This window comes from Pedobacter nototheniae, assembly GCF_032678625.1.
GTDB classification, from domain to species: Bacteria; Bacteroidota; Bacteroidia; order Sphingobacteriales; family Sphingobacteriaceae; genus Pedobacter; species Pedobacter nototheniae_A.
In genome coordinates this window covers 859,161-875,725 of the sequence record NZ_JAVTSO010000002.1, presented here as the reverse complement: position 1 = coordinate 875,725, position 16,565 = coordinate 859,161, and the positions used below count along the sequence as shown (strand labels likewise).

Below are 16,565 nucleotides of genomic sequence, written 5' to 3'. Positions count from 1 at the left end.
ATTTAAAATTTAGGGCAAGCCAGTTTATAACCTTTAAAATTATTGTGCGTGTAAATTAAGGAAATCTCGTAGGTACGTGGTGTTGTGTTTAATACCCTATCTGCTGCAACAGTATAGTTTAAACCGGCTGTGATGTTGCCAACAGATAAACCCAGGTAAGGATAAACTGCCGACTGGTTAAATGAATACCATAAACCCGTATTAATTTTAATCTTGGTTTCCTCATTTGGTCTAAAAGTTACAACACCGCCTAAAAGGGTTTCGTTGTTAACCTTTTGGGCAAAATTAATTCCGCTAAAATTTAAATCAACTAAATCATTTACTTTATATAATACGCTTAAATTAATGGTTTTACGATAAGGAACTACATCGTTATTGCCATTCAGCATGTTTTCATGCGGCCTGGTAATGTGGTAAAATGAATAGCCTGCTACAAGACTCAACCGGTCAAATGTTGCTGAAAAATTTGCTCCCAAATTAAGGTCGAAATAAGAAGTTTTATCATTTTTTAAATCTAAGTAATTTGGCATCGACATATCAAAATTACCATCAGAAGTATATTGAGAAGCAAAGGTAAGCTTGTTGTAATCAAGGTATTTGGAAACATATGAAACCTGTGGTGCCAATCCAAATTTGAATTTATGCTCTATATCTAAATATTGATAATAGGAAAAGCTGGCACTGATATATTGCGATTTTAATGCTTTGTTAAAAGACTCATCGAATAAACCACTTAAACCAATGCTAAAAACATTATTGGTGAAATTCTCATCGTCAACCAATTTTAAATCGCCAGAAACGCTGTAAGTATTATAAGGATCGCCCATATTACCCCACTGTTGCCTGGTATTGATCGCAAACCTGTAATCGCCGTCAAAAAAGCCCGTATATGCCGGATTGAGCGTTAGCGGTGATGCAAAATATTGAGAGAATTTTGGATCTTGTGCCGAACAACATGCCGCAATTAAGCACATCAATAAACTTAATAACGTTTTATTCATTACAGTATTAATATGGTTTTACCCTGGGATTGAAATTTACCACCAAAGGTGTCTATCCCCTCTGCAACCCACGAAAACGTTTCTAATGGTTGCATTTTACTTTTAAACTGTCCATCCCATCCTCCATCTAAAGCATCTGTCTGGTAAACCAATATCCCCCATTTATTGTAAACCTTAAAGCTTACAAGTTTTGTAATGCTCACCAGGAAAGGATATAACCGGTTATTAGTAGATTTTTGTGGCGTAAATGCCGAAGGCACAATTATTTTAGGGGTTGGTAATATATTGAGTTCAATAGATGAAGAGACCGAACAGCCCTTATCATTTTCTAAACGGATATAATAAATACCTGCTTTATTTATTTTGGCCGGATTGGGTACTGGATTAAGCAGGGATGCATCCTGGAAGTAGCTAATTTTAGCATAACCACGGCTACCCTGAATAATACTGGCAGAAGTAAGATCAATAAAATCATGGTCAAAAATAGCGGCAGGTTGATGTAAAACAATAACCGGTAATGGATTGATAACAACATCTATTTTATCAGAAACATAACAACTACTATAATTTGTTATTTTAACATAATAAGTTCCAGTCTGGTTAACCTGTTTAGGATTATTGATTTTACTGGTTAGGTTACTATCGTAAAAGTAAGAATAGGTTACGTTAGAAGAACTTCCGGCATATAAAGTAGAATTGGTAATGTCTACCTTTTCAGGATAGCAAACAGGCAATGGATCTTTTATAGTTAAGATGGGCAATTCGTTTATTTTAACTTCTATTTTATCGCTAACCACACATCCATTTGCATTCTCTGCTTTTATATAAAAAATGCCAGACTTGTCTATATTTTTAGGGTCAGCAATTGGCAGACTTAAATTATTATCAGCGAAAAAGCTATATTTTAGGTCGACATCGCTACCTGTAAAATTTGCCGTTTGAGTAATATCCACTTTTAAAGGGAAACAAACCGCTGCCGGATTAGTAATTTTTAGTACGGGTTTTTGATTGATAAAAACTTCTATCGGAATTATGCTTTCACAGCCAGAAGTATTAACGAGCTTAATATAATATTTGCCCGATTTGTTTACATGGATGGGATCTGCAAGGGGTTTTAGTACTGTAGCATCTGTAAAGAAAGATTTGGTAATACCAGTTAAATCTCCTGTAAATAAATTATTTTTTGTTAAGTCCGCAGTCTCATTATAACATACAGGGTCGGGATTTTTAACGCTAACTGCAGCCAAATCGTTGATGGTTAAATCTATTATGCCTGCACTTTGGCAACCTTTATAATTTGTTGCCAGTAGGTAATAAGTTTTGGCCTCACTAATTTTTACCAAACCTTTAATTTCCTGGGTAAGGTCTTTATCGGCATAAACCAGATAAGTAAATTCGGGAGATTTGTTTAATACATAATCAGCTGAGGTTAAATCAACTTCTGTATCCTTACAAACTGTTTTTTTAGGTAAAACCTGAAGTTCGTAGTTTACACTTTTAACAGTTGCTGAAACGGTACTTGGACAGCCAAATCCGTCGTAAGGAATTAAATCCAATAAGAGTTTAGCACCTTCCGGAGGTGTTGGTTTAATAATAGCCGTTTGTGTTGATCCATATTTTACAGAGCGGTCTGCACTATACCAGTTGTAGGTTTTAAAACCACTCGGGCCTGATACCGTAAGCTGATCTGCACTTTTGCAATAAGTATTTCCTATAATAATATCACCACAAAGATTATTTACATCAACATAAGCATAACCAAAATGACCACTTAAGGTACAATCCGCACTGATAAATTCAAGAATAAGCTGTTTACCCTGGTAGCCTGATAAATTTACAGTTACAGGCGTCCATTCTTTATAAATCACCAGGTTACTAATGTCAGACCTTTTAAAGCCTGGTAAAGAAGATGTTGCAATGTATTCGAAAGAAGCGCAGGGAATGTATTCGTTTTTTTCCACGTCCTTAATCCTGGCAATAAACCTCGGTTGTTCTGATGCCCGGTGAGCAGGATCTTCTAAAACTACAGCATACTGATAGGTTAAGGTGAATTCAGGACGATCATTCGGGACATTGATTAAGTAAGAAATGCCTTCCGATTGCGATCCTGAACCTTCATCTCCAATTTTAACTGAAAAATTTCCACCACCCGCCGGAATTAACGGAAAATGACCATGAGGATCAGTTGCTTTCTTATCTGTAATAATGGTATGTCGTCCTTTTACTGGCGCATTGATTTCGTTGATGTAAACAAAGTTTTTATCATCAATATTTGTTGTCGTTCCTGTATACAATTTCCAGTTCTGAAAATTCCCATTCTCAAACCCAATATTTTCAGGACAAGCCTGTGCATATAGTTTCGATGAAGTAACCATAAAGATTAATAGAAGCATTAATAAAGATCTATTTATCATTGGGAGGGAGTAAACAGTTTTATTGTAAAAATATCAAATTAGTATACCTGTTAAATTTTAAACAGGCCACAACAGGCATTTTTTACACGAAACCATATTTAAATTTTGCAATTTCTAATTTAGAAGAGCATTCAATCTATTACGTTTAAGCCAAAATAGGCTTTAAAGTGCTATAGGCCAAATATTTAATAATTCGATTTGCTAATTATTGATAGATAAACCTTTCAGGAATATACAGAGATTAAAAAACATATTTTTTACATGAAACGAAACATTTTTTTGCTTAAAAGCCTGATAATTGCCCCTTTGAATCGTAAAAACAAATTATTATTTGGCTGTTTTTATCGTTATAAAGCACATTTCAAATCTTTTTTAAAAATCGAATTTTATAATTCATTAAAACAATACGCGATATGAACTGTTAAAACGTGTTTAATAATACATTTATGGAAAAGTTATATACAGCTGAAGTTACAGCTACTGGTGGCCGTGATGGCCATGTAAAATCAAGTGATGGATTAATAGAATTTGATTTAAGAAAACCTAAAGAATTGGGTGGACAAGGTGGGGCAACTAACCCTGAGCAATTATTTGCTGCAGCCTGGGGGCCTTGTTATTTAGGTGCACTGGGTTCTGTTGCTGAACGCGATGGAGTTGATGTTAGCGAGGCTACTGTAAATGTTTTGGTTTCATTTAATAAAGACGGAAATTCGTTTGTGCTATCCGCTGATTTGGATGTTCACATTCCGGGTATTTCGCATGAAGAAGCACAGTCTTTAGCAGAAAAAGCACACAGGGCCTGTCCATATTCAAAAGCAACAAAAGGAAATATTGAAGTCCGCATTACAGCGATCTAAAATTAATTTTCATAAAAAAAGCGATCGTAAGATCGCTTTTTTTATGAAATCATATTTCTTTTAAAGTGCTACTTCTTCAATTTTAGTATTGGCTGGTCTGCCATTTTTAAAAGCCTCTCTTGTTTTTAAACCCAATAACTCAAACATAGCCATATCGTCCACAAAAGCCGGGTTTGGTGTGGTTAATAACTTATCGCCTGCAAAAATGGAACTTGCGCCAGCCATAAAACAGAATGCCTGTTCTAAAGTGCTCATTTCATTTCTTCCTGCAGATAAACGAACAACGGAATTTGGCATTACAATACGTGCTGTAGCAATCATCCTAACCATATCCCAAATGGGTACACGGGGTTGATCTTCCAATGGTGTTCCTTTTACCGGCACCAAAGCATTTACAGGTACTGATTCCGGATGTTTAGCCATATTGGATAAAGTTTGAAGCATTGAAACACGATCTTCAACCGTTTCGCCTAAACCAATGATACCTCCACTGCAAACCGTTAATTTTGCTTTACGTACATTTTTAATGGTATTTAAACGATCATCATAGGTTCTTGTAGAAATGATGCGTTTATAATCATCTTCAGAAGTGTCGATATTGTGATTGTAGGCATATAAACCTGCATCAGCTAAGCGTTGTGCCTGGTTTTCGGTAAGCATGCCTAATGTACAGCAAACTTCCATATCCATATCATTTACGGCTTTAACCATCTCAATTACACGGTCAAAATCGCGGTTATCTCTTACCTCTCTCCAGGCGGCACCCATGCATAAGCGCGAAGCTCCACCCTCTTTAGCTTTAACCGCTGCGCTAACCACCTGGCCAACCTGCATTAAGGGTTGTACTTCCAAATCAGTATGATAACGTGCAGCTTGCGGGCAATAAGAACAATCTTCTGCACAACCACCTGTTTTAATGGATATTAATGAACTTACCTGAACTTCATTATAATCTTTATTTGCTCTATGTATGCTTGCAGCCTCGTAAACCAAATCTAAGAATGGTTTATTGTAAATATCTGCTATTTCTTGTTTGCTCCAGTCGTGTCTTGTTGGTTGCATAGTTTGATCAGTATGTGTTGATATAAGGGTTTTTTAAGATTGTATTGATCATAACAATCCATCAATTTTTAATATTTAACGTTACAACAATAATTTACTGGCTAATCCTAAAATTAACAGGAAGCCAAAAACATCGGTAAAAGTAGTAATAATTATAGACGAAGCAATGGCCGGATCTATACCTACACGTTTTAAAATTAATGGAATTCCAGCCCCCGTAATGCCCGCAATAACCAGATTACCCGTCATAGCCAGGAAGATAACCAATCCAAGCATTGGATTTCCATCGAAAAAATAAGCGAAAATAAATACGATTAATCCATTAGCGGCGCCATTAATTAATCCAACGGTGAATTCCTTTAAAACGGTCCTGTAAGCTTGCTGATCTGTTAAATCATATAAAGAGATACGCCTAACGGTAACGGCAAGTGCTTGTGTTGCCGCATTCCCTCCCATCCCGGCAATAATGGTCATGTAAGCAGCAAGCGAGGGAATGAGTTTAATCGTCGGGTCAAAATAGCGAACAACAGATGAAGCTAAAAATGCAGTGCCCAGGTTTATAATTAACCAGGGTAAACGCGATTTTACCGCCTCAACCCAGTTACCGCTCAATTCCTCGTCTTCTGATACCCCTGAAATTTTTAAAATATCCTCGGTACTTTCTTCCTGCATTACATCAATCACATCATCAAAGGTTACTCTTCCAAGCAGTTTTTGATGATCGTCTATAACCGGAATACTGGTTAAGTTATATTGTGAAATCAGATAAGCAACCTCTTCCTGGTCTGTATTTGGATGTACATATACAGCATCTGTTTTAACCAACTCGGTTATTTGGGCATTGTGCTTGGCTTTAATAATGTCTTTAAGCGAAACAATGCCTTTAAAAATTTCAAGGTCATCTACCACATAAATGGTATAAAACTCTTCCATCTCTTCGCTTTGACGGATAATTTCGTCAATAGCATCTTTTTTGGTCAGGTTTATATTTACACAAATTAAATCTGTGTTCATTAACCCTCCGGCCGTTTTCTCGTCGTAGGTTAATAAATTACGAATGTTTGAAGCATCTTCCTCGTTTAAATCGCCAAGAATTTCCTTTTGCTCATGGTCTTCAAGCTGCGAAATAATATCTGTAGCATCATCATAATCCAGTTCTTCAACAATTTCAGTACGTTTATCGGGATGCAGTTTGAAAAGCAAATCTTCCGGATGGGATTCTTCATCCATTTCAGAAATAATTTCTGAAGCCAACTCAGCGGGCAATAAATTAATAATATGCTGCTGCTGCACCTTATCTAAACGCTCAAATAAGATGGCAATCTCTGAGGCATGATAATCCTGTAAAACCTCTTTTAGAACTTCATCACCTGCTAAAATTGCATTTTTAACCTTTAATACGTCGCTTTTATCTATCTCGAATGATTGCATCTTTATGTTTGTGCTTTGTATTTTAGATTATCTTCAACTATGAAGGCTAAAATTATATTTAAATTTAAGAATTAAGCGCTTAACTAAGTTTTTAATTTAAGAATTTTTATAGACCCTTTACCGCTACTGTTTCAAAATGACAGCAAACAATAATCTTTAAACATTCTTTATGCGGTTTAAGGATTGATTATAAATTTACTTCGCTTAAAATTATTTAAACCAGCCTTTTCGCCAAAAATAGATTACTTGCAAAATGGCAATAGCCCCCATAATCAGCCAGGTATATAAATAACCATGTGCCATATAGAGTTCGGGCATGTTATCTTTTAAAATTTTACCGGTAACGGGATCTTCTCGGCTAAAATTCATTCCATAAATACCAGCAATAAAGGTTAGTGGAATAAAAATAGAAGATATAATGGTTAAAACCTTCATAATTTCATTCATCCTGTTACTGATAATGGATAAATTCATATCAATATTGGCCGATGCAATTTCCTTTAAAGATTCAATGAAATCAATAATCTGGATGCAATGGTCGTAAGCATCTTTGATATAAGTTTTCGTTAAATCAGTAATCAAAGGGCTGTCGCTACGCAAAATATCGTTCAGTTTATCCCGCTCAGGCCAGGCTACTTTTCTGATCATAATCAATGATCTTTTAATGGCTTGAGTATCGTACATAATTCGTTTATCCGGATTATCGTATAAACGGTCTTCAATGGCATCAAGTTCTTCGCCCCAATAGTTAAGTAAAGTGAAATAATTGTCTACAATTACATCCATTATGGCGTACATCAGGTAGCTGCTTCCGCCCACCCTGATATTGCCTTTTCCAACCTCCAAACGTTTGCGAACGGGTTCAAAACAATCCTCGTAAGTTTCCTGAAATGTAATGAGTACTCGTGAAGTTAATATAAACGAAATCTGGTCGTTGCAAAGGCTACTGTCATCGCCTAAATAAAGATGCCTGCTTACCGCAAAAACATAATTATCATTATCGTATTCATCTAATTTTGGCCTTTGATAGGAACTTGTTATATCCTCCAAAACCAAACGGCTCACGTTAAGTTCGGTATATAAGGTTTCGAACATGGCTGCATCTGCAAGCCCTTTAACATCTATCCAATAATAAAATTCTTTATTCCCGGTTAACTCTTTCAGGTTATTAAAACCCTTAATTTCCTCTTTTTTATAAGTTTTATCGTTATAAGTATGTAAGGTAATAACAGATTTTAAAGCATTTTCGTCAATAGCATATAAACCCGGGCTTGTGCCAGGTAATGGTACTTTATAGTGCTTATGTCGATGACGCGGTTTGTTTTTAGCCATAATTTATAGGTATAACCGGGCTTGCGGGCCTTGATTAAACAATAAATCAACGATGCTTAAGTTGGGCATAAATTGATTTCTATCTTCAAAAACCTGATAATAGGGTTTATTGTTTACCATTTCTTCCGTTTTCTTCGGGTTCATAATATTACGGTAGTCAAGATTTGGGCCAACATTTGCAATGTACTCCTCTGTAAAACTGAAAGCTGTGTTTAATTTCAACTTTTTACTCAACCATTCTAAAAGCTGAAAATTATAATCGAATAAAAATTCAAATTTTTCATTGTAAAACCTGGCGAGTTCATCTTCGTAAAACTCGAAATAGGCCGAACTGCGGTAACAACTTTCCAGGCTAAGCCAATGCAGGCGCTGCCAGTTAAAATCGTAACTGATTTTTACATCTTTAACCCTTGTATGTGTTTTTGATCCCTTTACTACAGGTACCGTAATATCCAGTTTGCCATTTGGCGAACAGATACTCGCCCTGTTGCGGTAGGTTTGCTTCGGTAAATGCTCATACTGCTCAATTAAAAAATCAGGACTTAATTTTTGCATTAAACTAAAATAACCAACCGGTGGAATATAAAATAATGGAAGTATAGCTGTATTCTGCATTTGAAAATTTATGTTTGTAACCCAAACGTTTTAAAAATAATGATAAAAAGAGGAATTGCGCACATAGGCGTGTTTTTTTTATGCCTGCTTTCGCTCCTGCCTCTGCAATTGTTGCTTTTTTTTGCAAGATTACTATATTATCTCCTTTATTACATAATTGGATATAGAAAAAAAGTTGTCAGAGAAAATTTATTGAATTCTTTTCCCGAAAAAAGTAAGGCTGAATTACTAAGCATAGAGAAAAAGTATTTTAAATATTTTGCCGGACTGATTTTTGAAATTATTAAAATGGCTTCTATTTCTAAGGAAGAAACGCTAAAGAGGGTTAAGTTTAGTGGGATAGATTTAATTGAAAAGCATTTTAAAGCGGGCGAAAGTGTTATTGCCTGTACCGGCCATTATGGAAACTGGGAGCTTGGAACATTGGCTTTGGGTTTAAATATTTCGGCTAAAACCATTGTAATTTATAAACCCATTAACAATAAAATATTTGAACTTTGGTTTAATAATTTACGCACTAAATATGGTAACATATTTTTGGCAATGCGGCAAACATTAAGGGGAATTGCGACCTATAGAAATGAAACAACTTTGCTATGCCTGGCCAGCGATCAATCACCGGTTAGAGAAGAAACAAAGTATTTTGTTAATTTCTTAAACCAGCCCACTGCAGCTTTACTTGGAGTAGAAAAAATTGCTAAACAAACCAACAGACCTATTTATTATTTTAAAGTTTCTCCTGTTAAAAAAGGATATTATGAAGTAGAGGTTTTACCAATGTGTGCAGATCCATCCAAAACAGAAGAATTTGAAATAACCAATTTGCACTTCAAGTTTTTAGAAGATATTATTAAAGAACAGCCTCAATACTGGCTTTGGAGCCACAAACGCTGGAAAGTTAAACCCGAATAGATAAGAATGAATCCTTCAGTAGCCGTTGTAATTTTAAATTGGAACGGGAAAGAATTGCTAAATCAGTTTTTACCCGGAATACTCCTTTCTGATTATGATAATTTGCAAGTCATTGTTGGCGATAATGCCTCAACAGATGGCTCAGTTGCTTTTTTACAAGAAAACTTCCCTCAGGTTAAAGTTATTACCAATGATGTGAATTATGGTTTTGCCGGAGGTTACAATAAAATTTTAGAACGTGTTGATGCCGATTATTTTATCCTTTTAAACTCGGATGTTGAGGTAACGCCCAACTGGATTAAACCCGTTATTGCCTTAATGGAAAGTGATGCACTTATTGCTGCGGCACAACCTAAAATTAAATGGCACGGTAATAAAAACCAGTTTGAATACGCTGGTGCTGCAGGTGGGTATTTAGATCGGTTTAGTTTTCCTTTTTGCCGTGGACGTTTATTTAATGTTTATGAAATGGATAACGGCCAATACAATGATACTAAAGAAGTTTTTTGGGCAAGTGGCGCTGCATTTTTTATTAAAAGCAAATGCTGGCAGGAAGCAGGTGGACTGGATGCTGACCTTTTTGCCCACATGGAAGAAATTGACCTTTGCTGGCGACTTAAAAACCTGAATTACAAAATTATGTATTCGCCCGATGCTGAGGTTTACCACATTGGTGGCGGAACCTTGCAAACCGAAAACCCATTTAAAACCTATTTAAACTTTAGAAACAACCTGATTATTATGCAGAAAAATTTGCCTGCCGGCGATGCTTTCTTTCGTATAATTATTAGAATGTGGATCGATTTTATTGCCTGGTGGCACTTTTTGCTAACTGGTAAACCTAAATTTACCCTTGCGGTAAGTAAAGGGCACTGGCATTTTATAAAGTCAATTTTAAAAACAGCGGCAAAAAGAAAACAGCATCAAAAGCCTTATGCGCAACATGCTGGCGTTTTTAATGGCAGTGTGGTTTGGGCTTTCTTTATCAAAAAAATCAGGTTCTTTTCTAAGCTTAATTAATGTGTGCTTGTAGGGTGATGTAAGAACTGGTTAAGAGCCGTCATTGCGAGGCACGAAGCAATCTTAAAAGGTAAACATTCATTGCATAAGGATTGCTTCGTGCCTCGCAATGACGAAATAGAAACTAAATCTAATCACTAAGACCCTGAAATAAATTCAGAGTGATGTATGAATTGGTTAAGAATAAAAAATCACAAAAGCCGTCCTTGCGAGGCACGAAGCAATCTTAAAAGGTAAATATTCATTGCATAAGGATTGCTTCGTGCCTCGCAATGAAGAAATAGAAACTGAATCTATTCCCTAAGACCCTGAAATAAATTCAGGGTGACGTATGAATTGGTTAAGCAACTCCTCTACTTACCTATCAAAGCTTCGTCGATAGATTTTTTAACCCAATGAATGGTATTGGAAGCCAAACCCAAAGTGCTGAATTTAATAAAGCCACTTTTATCAACAACAACATGTGTTGGATAACCTTTTACATCATATTTATTGGCAATATAACGACCTCCGTCAACGATATTATAATTAAATGGAGTTGTTTTTAAAAAGCTCTTTAAATCATATCTTTCATCCAATGCAATGGCTAAAAAAACAACGTTTTTATCTTTGTATTCGGCTGCAAGTTCATTTAACTGAGGGATTTCCGCTTTACAAGGCGGACAATTAATAAACCAGAAATTAAGTACAAATACTTTGCCTGTACTATCTCGAAGATCATATTTATTGCCGTTCATATCGGTAACCTTTAAACCATTAAACAATTCTCCTTCAGCAAAAGAATCACTGGCTCGGGGTTTAGGTAGTTTATCAAAAAAGGCGGTCTTTTCATTAGCCGATAACTGATAGATTAAATATTCAGGGCTGCCATTTTCTGCACGTGTTCCCCTACTTTTTAGCCCATACTTACCCGTTGTCATTAATTTTTGCCATACCGCATAAGGGTAAGCCATGCCGTCTTCTCCCCTTACAACAGATTGTTCATTAATCATCGTTTTTTTTGGAGTACCTTCCTGTGCACAAACAACAGTTACACAGAAAAACAGAGCGATTAATATTAGATTTTTAAGCATTTTGAGTATTTATTAATAAACTTTCTATAGCCAAACGATATCCATTGATGCCGAAACCGGTTAAAACACCTTTGCAATTTTTACCTGTTAAAGAAATATGCCTGTATTCTTCACGGGCATAGATATTAGAAATATGAACTTCAATTACAGGCGTCTTTATGGCTGCAATCGCATCCGCAATAGCTACTGAGGTGTGTGTGTAACCTCCTGCATTAAGGATCACGCCATCATAGCTGAAACCTACTTCGTGCAGTTTGTTAATGATTTCGCCCTCTACATTGCTTTGGAAATAATCAATTTCCAGGATAGAATAAACGGTTCTTAGTTGTTTAACGTAATCATCGAAACCTTCATTACCGTAAATTGAGGGCTCTCTCACACCTAAAAGATTTAAATTTGGTCCGTTTATAATTTGTATTTTCATGATGGTATTATAACGTTAAAATGTTGTAACGTTGCAATGTTAAAAAAAATCTGATACAAAAACATGCTTTGGCAATCATATATTAAAGGTTTTACGGTTTATTTAAAGTTAGAACGCTCTTTGTCAGGCAATTCTGTTGATGCTTATTTGAATGATATCGATAAATTAAGGCAATATTATGCAACTTTAGGCTTGGAGCCGAAACTGAATGAAATAAAGGTTGAAGATGTAAAGCTGTTTATTACCTGGCTAAATGAGTTGGGTATGCAGGCCAGTACGCAAGCTCGTGTAATTTCCGGATTAAAAGCATTTTTCTCGTTTCTTATGCTGGAAGATGTTGTTCAAAGTGATCCTGTTTCCTTAATCGAGGCACCCAAAATTAGCAGAAAACTGCCAGACACTTTAAATATTTATGAGATTAACAGCTTAATTGATGCGATAGATGCTTCAAAGCCTGAAGGCATGAGAAATAAAGCTATAATTGAAGTATTATATGGTTGTGGTTTAAGAGTTAGTGAGTTAACGGATTTAAAAATATCAAATTTATACCCACAGATAGAATTTATTAAAGTTATTGGTAAAGGCAATAAAGAACGTTTGGTACCCATTGGAGGGGTTGCTTTGAAATTGCTTGATATTTACCTTAATCAAGTTAGAGTACATGCAAACATTAAGAAAGGCAATGAAGATTATATTTTTCTTAATCGTTTTGGAGCAAAACTCTCCAGGATTACCATTTTTAATTTAATTAAGAGTTTAGCGGTAAGCGTTGGACTTAAAAAAACAATTAGCCCACATACCCTACGCCACTCCTTTGCTACCCATTTAATTGAAGGCGGAGCTGATTTAAGGGCGGTACAGGAAATGTTAGGCCATTCAAGCATTACCACTACAGAAATTTATACGCATATAGATCGTGATTATTTAAGAGAAGTAATTACGCAATTTCATCCACGATCTTAGCCATAATCATTCTGTCTTTACCCTGCATATCTTTCTTTAACTTAATGTTATTAAATCCTTTATCTTTTAACAACTGAATGGTTCCTAAACCTAAGTACTCATTAATTTCAAAAAATAAATAACCATTAGGGTTAAGGTTCTGAATTGCAAATTCGGCTATGGCTTTATAAAAAATTAATGGATCTTCATCACTTACAAACAAAGCAAGGTGTGGCTCAAAAGTTAATACATTTTTATGCATTTCTGTTCGTTCCAGCATTCTGATGTACGGCGGATTACTAACCACCACATCGTACTTTTCATTGCTTTTATAAACCAATATATCAGCTTCTATAAAATTAACCTGCTGTTGTAAATGTTCTGCATTTTCTTTTGCAACCTCAATGGCTTTGGCAGAAACATCCATCGTAGAAACGGTACTGTTAGGTAAATACTTTTTTAAAGTTATAGGAATACAACCCGATCCGGTACCAATATCCAGTATTTGTACAGCCCCATTTCCCACCTGCTGAATTTCGTTAATTATCCAATCTACCAGTTCTTCAGTTTCCGGTCTCGGAATCAATACGTTTTCATTTACTTTAAAAACAGAACCATAAAAATGTGCCTCATTTAGTATATGCTGAATGGGTTTGCCCGATTTTAAGTCCTCCAAAATGGCCAGCAATTGCTGATAATCATTATACAACAAAGATACTGCATACTGCATTCTTAATTGAGTTGTCGAAATGTTTAAAATATGCGCCGCAGATAAGCTAAATAGAACTTTAGCTTCCTCTCGCTCGTAGAGGATATTCAAATCAGAAATATATTTTTCGGCTAATTCTCCTATTTTCATGTACTGCAAAACTAAACATAGTTTAGCTTTTTTAATTACATTTTCTATTTTACGCCATCCATTAAAATCTTTGACTACTTTTGCGCTAATGAGCGATGAATTTTACATAAAACGTTGTTTAGAATTAGCAGCCACAGCAATCGGAAACGTAAGTCCAAACCCAATGGTTGGATGCGTTATTGTGGCAAACGGAAAAATAATTGGCGAAGGTTACCATCAGGAATTTGGGCAGGCACATGCAGAGCCAAATGCGGTTAAAACTGTATTTGAGCGTTACGGAGATGAAGCAGAAAGCCTCTTAAAACAAGCTACAGCCTATGTTAATTTAGAACCTTGTGCCCACTTTGGTAAAACCCCGCCCTGTGCAGATTTATTTGTAAAACACCAGCTAAAAAAAGTTGTCATCGGAAATCGTGACCCTTTTTCTGGTGTTGATGGTAAGGGAATTGAAAAACTTAAAAATGCCGGTATTGAAGTTGTAAGTGGTGTTTTAGATGAAGAATGCTTGTATTTTAACAGGAGATTTTTTACCAGGATACAAAAACAAAGACCATATATTATTTTAAAATGGGCCGAAACAGCTAATGGTTACTTTGCGACCAGTGATGGTCATCAAAAATGGATTAGCGGAGCCTTAGCCAAACGCATAGCGCATAAATGGCGTACAGAAGAAGACGCCATTTTAGTTGGAAAAAAAACTGCTATCGCCGATAATCCACATTTAACTGCCAGAGAATGGACAGGCAAAAACCCGGTTCGCCTGGTTATTGATAAACATTTAGAAATCCCTAAAAATAACCACCTATTCAATAAGGAAGCCAAAACCATTATTTTAAATGAAATCAAAACTGATGTAGTTGATAACATTCACTACATTCAAATGGAAGACATGCATTTTTATCTTCCGCAAAAGATTTCTTTTCAACTTTATTTAATGGACATACAATCTGTAATTATTGAAGGAGGCGCACATATTTTAAATCAATTTTTAGAAAACAATCTTTGGGATGAGGCCCGTATTTTCCGCTCAGCAAATAGCTGGACAGCCGGTATAGCGGCGCCTACCATAAATGGCCATTTACAAGAAGAATTTCAACTTGGAACAGACAAACTCTCTATCTATATAAACGATATAAATTAATGATATACATTGCTTTAAGTATTTTATGCAGCGTAACTGTTGCTATCCTTTTAAAACTTGCTAAAAGATACCAGATTAGCATTATACAAGCCGTTACTTATAACTACTTAACAGCTTTAACTTTGTGTTTTTTGTTTTTTAAACCAGATGTATCTGTCGTAACAGCTACTGCTCCGTGGTCTATTTACATTTCTTTAGCTGTGCTTTTACCTACAATTTTTCTGTTTTTAGCTGCCTCTGTTAAAAATCTGGGAATCGTTAAAACAGATATTGCACAACGACTTTCTTTATTTATACCGGTTTTAGCAGCTTATTTTATTTTTAAGGAAGATTTTAACAACTTAAAGTTTATTGGATTAGCGGTTGGTTTTATCGCCATATTTTTAACTTTTATCCGTAAAACGGATAAACAAGCAGAACAAAATAAATGGATTTATCCGGTATTTGTTTTTATAGGCTTCGGTGTAATTGATGTACTCTTTAAACAAATTGCTTTACATAAGGAATTGCCTTATACCACTTCGCTCTTCACGGTCTTTTGTTTGGCCTTTATAGTTTCTATCATAATCGTAATGATAATGGTTTTAGCTAAAAAAACTAAATTACAGCTGGTTAACCTGGTGTGCGGCGTTATTCTGGGCTTATTTAATTTTGGCAATATCCTGTTTTATTTAAAAGCCCATCAGGCATTATCTAAAAACCCGTCAACAGTATTCGCCGCAATGAATTTAGGTGTTATTGTTGTGGGCAGCTTAATCGGGATATTAATTTTTAAAGAAAAACTAACCAAGCTCAATTATGCCGGGATTGTTTTAGCCATTGCTGCTGTTGTACTAATTACTTTATCACAAATTTATGCTGTTCGATGATTCTTATAAAACAATAGATCGTGCTGCTGAAGGTATATTTAGAGATAAAGGCAGTAAATTTATTGCTTATGCCTACCCCATTAAATCTGAAGAAGAAGTTAAACCAATAATTACAAATTTAAGAACCGAGCATGCTAAGGCACGGCATTTCTGCTATGCATACAGATTAACACCTGATCGGTCTGTTTTTAGAGTTAACGATGACGGTGAACCTTCTGGTACGGCTGGCAGACCGATTCTAAACTGTATGTTATCAGATGACATAACAAATGTTTTGATTGTGGTTGTGAGGTATTTTGGTGGTACTTTGTTAGGCGTTCCGGGTTTAATTAATGCTTATAAAACGGCAGCTGCCGAATCCATTAAATCTGCTTCCATAATAAGTAAAACCATTAATGATGTGTATGAAGTTCAATTTGATTATTTACAAATGAACGATGTGATGAAACTGGTAAAGGACGAGAATTTGTTGGTACTGGGTCAAAATTTTGATACCCAATGCATTTTAAAATTTGAGATCAGAAAGGCACAATTAAATATAGTTTTAACTAAGTTTGATAAAATTGAAGGCATTAAACTAAAGTACCTTCAAACCATTTAAGACCAGATATAT

General features: G+C 35.5%; 16 protein-coding genes. 7 read left to right on the top strand and 9 right to left on the bottom strand.

Annotated features, from left to right (window positions below; translation table 11 throughout):
- Positions 1–2 precede the first annotated feature (2 nt).
- Positions 3–1,001 carry a PorP/SprF family type IX secretion system membrane protein gene (locus R2Q77_RS09505; protein ID WP_316803486.1) on the bottom strand — a complete coding sequence of 333 codons (999 nt, stop codon included), beginning with the start codon at positions 999–1,001 and terminating at the stop codon, positions 3–5.
- A complete protein-coding gene (locus R2Q77_RS09500; protein ID WP_316803485.1) occupies positions 1,001–3,394 on the bottom strand; it encodes a gliding motility-associated C-terminal domain-containing protein in 2,394 nt (797 codons plus the stop codon). The genes R2Q77_RS09505 and R2Q77_RS09500 overlap by 1 nt, the downstream gene beginning before the upstream one ends.
- Before the next feature lie 467 nt (positions 3,395–3,861).
- Here R2Q77_RS09500 and R2Q77_RS09495 point away from each other — a divergent pair, with 467 nt between their 5' ends.
- Positions 3,862–4,272, top strand: a complete 411-nt coding sequence (locus R2Q77_RS09495) for an organic hydroperoxide resistance protein (RefSeq protein WP_316803484.1) — start codon at positions 3,862–3,864, stop codon at positions 4,270–4,272.
- A 60-nt stretch (positions 4,273–4,332) separates the two neighbouring features.
- On the opposite strand, the gene bioB is transcribed toward R2Q77_RS09495, so the two are convergent.
- From bioB to R2Q77_RS09475, 4 genes are all read right to left on the bottom strand, one after another.
- The gene (gene bioB, locus R2Q77_RS09490) at positions 4,333–5,334 is read right to left on the bottom strand and encodes a biotin synthase BioB (RefSeq protein WP_316803483.1); all 1,002 of its coding nucleotides are present in this window, start codon (positions 5,332–5,334) and stop codon (positions 4,333–4,335) included.
- 81 nt (positions 5,335–5,415) lie between these two features.
- Positions 5,416–6,765, bottom strand: coding sequence for a magnesium transporter (mgtE, locus tag R2Q77_RS09485; RefSeq protein ID WP_316803482.1), 1,350 nt, complete (start codon positions 6,763–6,765; stop codon positions 5,416–5,418).
- Between the two features lie 210 nt (positions 6,766–6,975).
- Positions 6,976–8,097 (bottom strand): magnesium/cobalt transporter CorA, encoded by a 1,122-nt coding sequence (corA, locus tag R2Q77_RS09480; protein ID WP_316803481.1) that lies wholly within the window; start codon positions 8,095–8,097, stop codon positions 6,976–6,978.
- Positions 8,098–8,100: 3 nt separating this feature from the next.
- On the bottom strand, positions 8,101–8,712 hold the full coding sequence (locus R2Q77_RS09475; protein WP_316803480.1) for a WbqC family protein: 612 nt from the start codon (positions 8,710–8,712) through the stop codon (positions 8,101–8,103).
- 39 nt (positions 8,713–8,751) lie between these two features.
- On the opposite strand from R2Q77_RS09475, the gene R2Q77_RS09470 reads away from it, so the two are divergent.
- Positions 8,752–9,624 carry a lysophospholipid acyltransferase family protein gene (locus tag R2Q77_RS09470; protein WP_316803479.1) on the top strand — a complete coding sequence of 291 codons (873 nt, stop codon included), beginning with the start codon at positions 8,752–8,754 and terminating at the stop codon, positions 9,622–9,624.
- 6 nt (positions 9,625–9,630) lie between these two features.
- Positions 9,631–10,644, top strand: coding sequence for a glycosyltransferase family 2 protein (locus R2Q77_RS09465; RefSeq protein WP_316803478.1), 1,014 nt, complete (start codon positions 9,631–9,633; stop codon positions 10,642–10,644).
- A gap of 353 nt (positions 10,645–10,997) precedes the next feature.
- On the opposite strand, the gene R2Q77_RS09460 is transcribed toward R2Q77_RS09465, so the two are convergent.
- On the bottom strand, positions 10,998–11,717 hold the full coding sequence (locus R2Q77_RS09460; RefSeq protein WP_316803477.1) for a TlpA disulfide reductase family protein: 720 nt from the start codon (positions 11,715–11,717) through the stop codon (positions 10,998–11,000).
- On the bottom strand, positions 11,710–12,141 hold the full coding sequence (gene aroQ / locus R2Q77_RS09455) for a type II 3-dehydroquinate dehydratase (protein WP_316803476.1): 432 nt from the start codon (positions 12,139–12,141) through the stop codon (positions 11,710–11,712). The genes R2Q77_RS09460 and aroQ overlap by 8 nt, the downstream gene beginning before the upstream one ends.
- A 63-nt stretch (positions 12,142–12,204) precedes the next feature.
- Here aroQ and xerD point away from each other — a divergent pair, with 63 nt between their 5' ends.
- Positions 12,205–13,104: a site-specific tyrosine recombinase XerD gene (xerD, locus tag R2Q77_RS09450; protein WP_316803475.1), complete on the top strand. Its 900-nt coding sequence runs from the start codon at positions 12,205–12,207 to the stop codon at positions 13,102–13,104.
- Here the strand turns inward: xerD and prmC are convergent.
- On the bottom strand, positions 13,079–13,942 hold the full coding sequence (gene prmC, locus R2Q77_RS09445) for a peptide chain release factor N(5)-glutamine methyltransferase (RefSeq protein ID WP_316803474.1): 864 nt from the start codon (positions 13,940–13,942) through the stop codon (positions 13,079–13,081). The genes xerD and prmC overlap by 26 nt on opposite strands.
- An 88-nt stretch (positions 13,943–14,030) precedes the next feature.
- Here prmC and ribD point away from each other — a divergent pair, with 88 nt between their 5' ends.
- From ribD to R2Q77_RS09430, 3 genes are read left to right on the top strand one after another with little or no spacing between them, the layout of a single operon-like run.
- A complete protein-coding gene (ribD, locus tag R2Q77_RS09440; protein WP_316803612.1) occupies positions 14,031–15,083 on the top strand; it encodes a bifunctional diaminohydroxyphosphoribosylaminopyrimidine deaminase/5-amino-6-(5-phosphoribosylamino)uracil reductase RibD in 1,053 nt (350 codons plus the stop codon).
- Positions 15,083–15,952 (top strand): EamA family transporter, encoded by an 870-nt coding sequence (locus R2Q77_RS09435; protein WP_316803473.1) that lies wholly within the window; start codon positions 15,083–15,085, stop codon positions 15,950–15,952. The genes ribD and R2Q77_RS09435 overlap by 1 nt, the downstream gene beginning before the upstream one ends.
- Positions 15,939–16,553, top strand: a complete 615-nt coding sequence (locus R2Q77_RS09430; protein WP_316803472.1) for a YigZ family protein — start codon at positions 15,939–15,941, stop codon at positions 16,551–16,553. Before R2Q77_RS09435 ends, R2Q77_RS09430 begins: the two co-directional genes overlap by 14 nt.
- Positions 16,554–16,565: the final 12 nt, after the last annotated feature.

Coding starts and splice junctions, on each gene's coding strand:
- prmC (WP_316803474.1), bottom strand. CDS start 13,942: ATGAAAATAGGAGAATTAGCCGAAAAATATATTTCTGATTTGAATATC.
- R2Q77_RS09495 (WP_316803484.1), top strand. CDS start 3,862: ATGGAAAAGTTATATACAGCTGAAGTTACAGCTACTGGTGGCCGTGAT.
- R2Q77_RS09475 (WP_316803480.1), bottom strand. CDS start 8,712: ATGCAGAATACAGCTATACTTCCATTATTTTATATTCCACCGGTTGGT.
- R2Q77_RS09430 (WP_316803472.1), top strand. CDS start 15,939: ATGCTGTTCGATGATTCTTATAAAACAATAGATCGTGCTGCTGAAGGT.
- R2Q77_RS09435 (WP_316803473.1), top strand. CDS start 15,083: ATGATATACATTGCTTTAAGTATTTTATGCAGCGTAACTGTTGCTATC.
- mgtE (WP_316803482.1), bottom strand. CDS start 6,765: ATGCAATCATTCGAGATAGATAAAAGCGACGTATTAAAGGTTAAAAAT.
- R2Q77_RS09465 (WP_316803478.1), top strand. CDS start 9,631: ATGAATCCTTCAGTAGCCGTTGTAATTTTAAATTGGAACGGGAAAGAA.
- R2Q77_RS09500 (WP_316803485.1), bottom strand. CDS start 3,394: ATGCTTCTATTAATCTTTATGGTTACTTCATCGAAACTATATGCACAG.
- aroQ (WP_316803476.1), bottom strand. CDS start 12,141: ATGAAAATACAAATTATAAACGGACCAAATTTAAATCTTTTAGGTGTG.
- bioB (WP_316803483.1), bottom strand. CDS start 5,334: ATGCAACCAACAAGACACGACTGGAGCAAACAAGAAATAGCAGATATT.
- corA (WP_316803481.1), bottom strand. CDS start 8,097: ATGGCTAAAAACAAACCGCGTCATCGACATAAGCACTATAAAGTACCA.
- ribD (WP_316803612.1), top strand. CDS start 14,031: ATGAGCGATGAATTTTACATAAAACGTTGTTTAGAATTAGCAGCCACA.
- R2Q77_RS09505 (WP_316803486.1), bottom strand. CDS start 1,001: ATGAATAAAACGTTATTAAGTTTATTGATGTGCTTAATTGCGGCATGT.
- xerD (WP_316803475.1), top strand. CDS start 12,205: ATGCTTTGGCAATCATATATTAAAGGTTTTACGGTTTATTTAAAGTTA.
- R2Q77_RS09460 (WP_316803477.1), bottom strand. CDS start 11,717: ATGCTTAAAAATCTAATATTAATCGCTCTGTTTTTCTGTGTAACTGTT.
- R2Q77_RS09470 (WP_316803479.1), top strand. CDS start 8,752: ATGATAAAAAGAGGAATTGCGCACATAGGCGTGTTTTTTTTATGCCTG.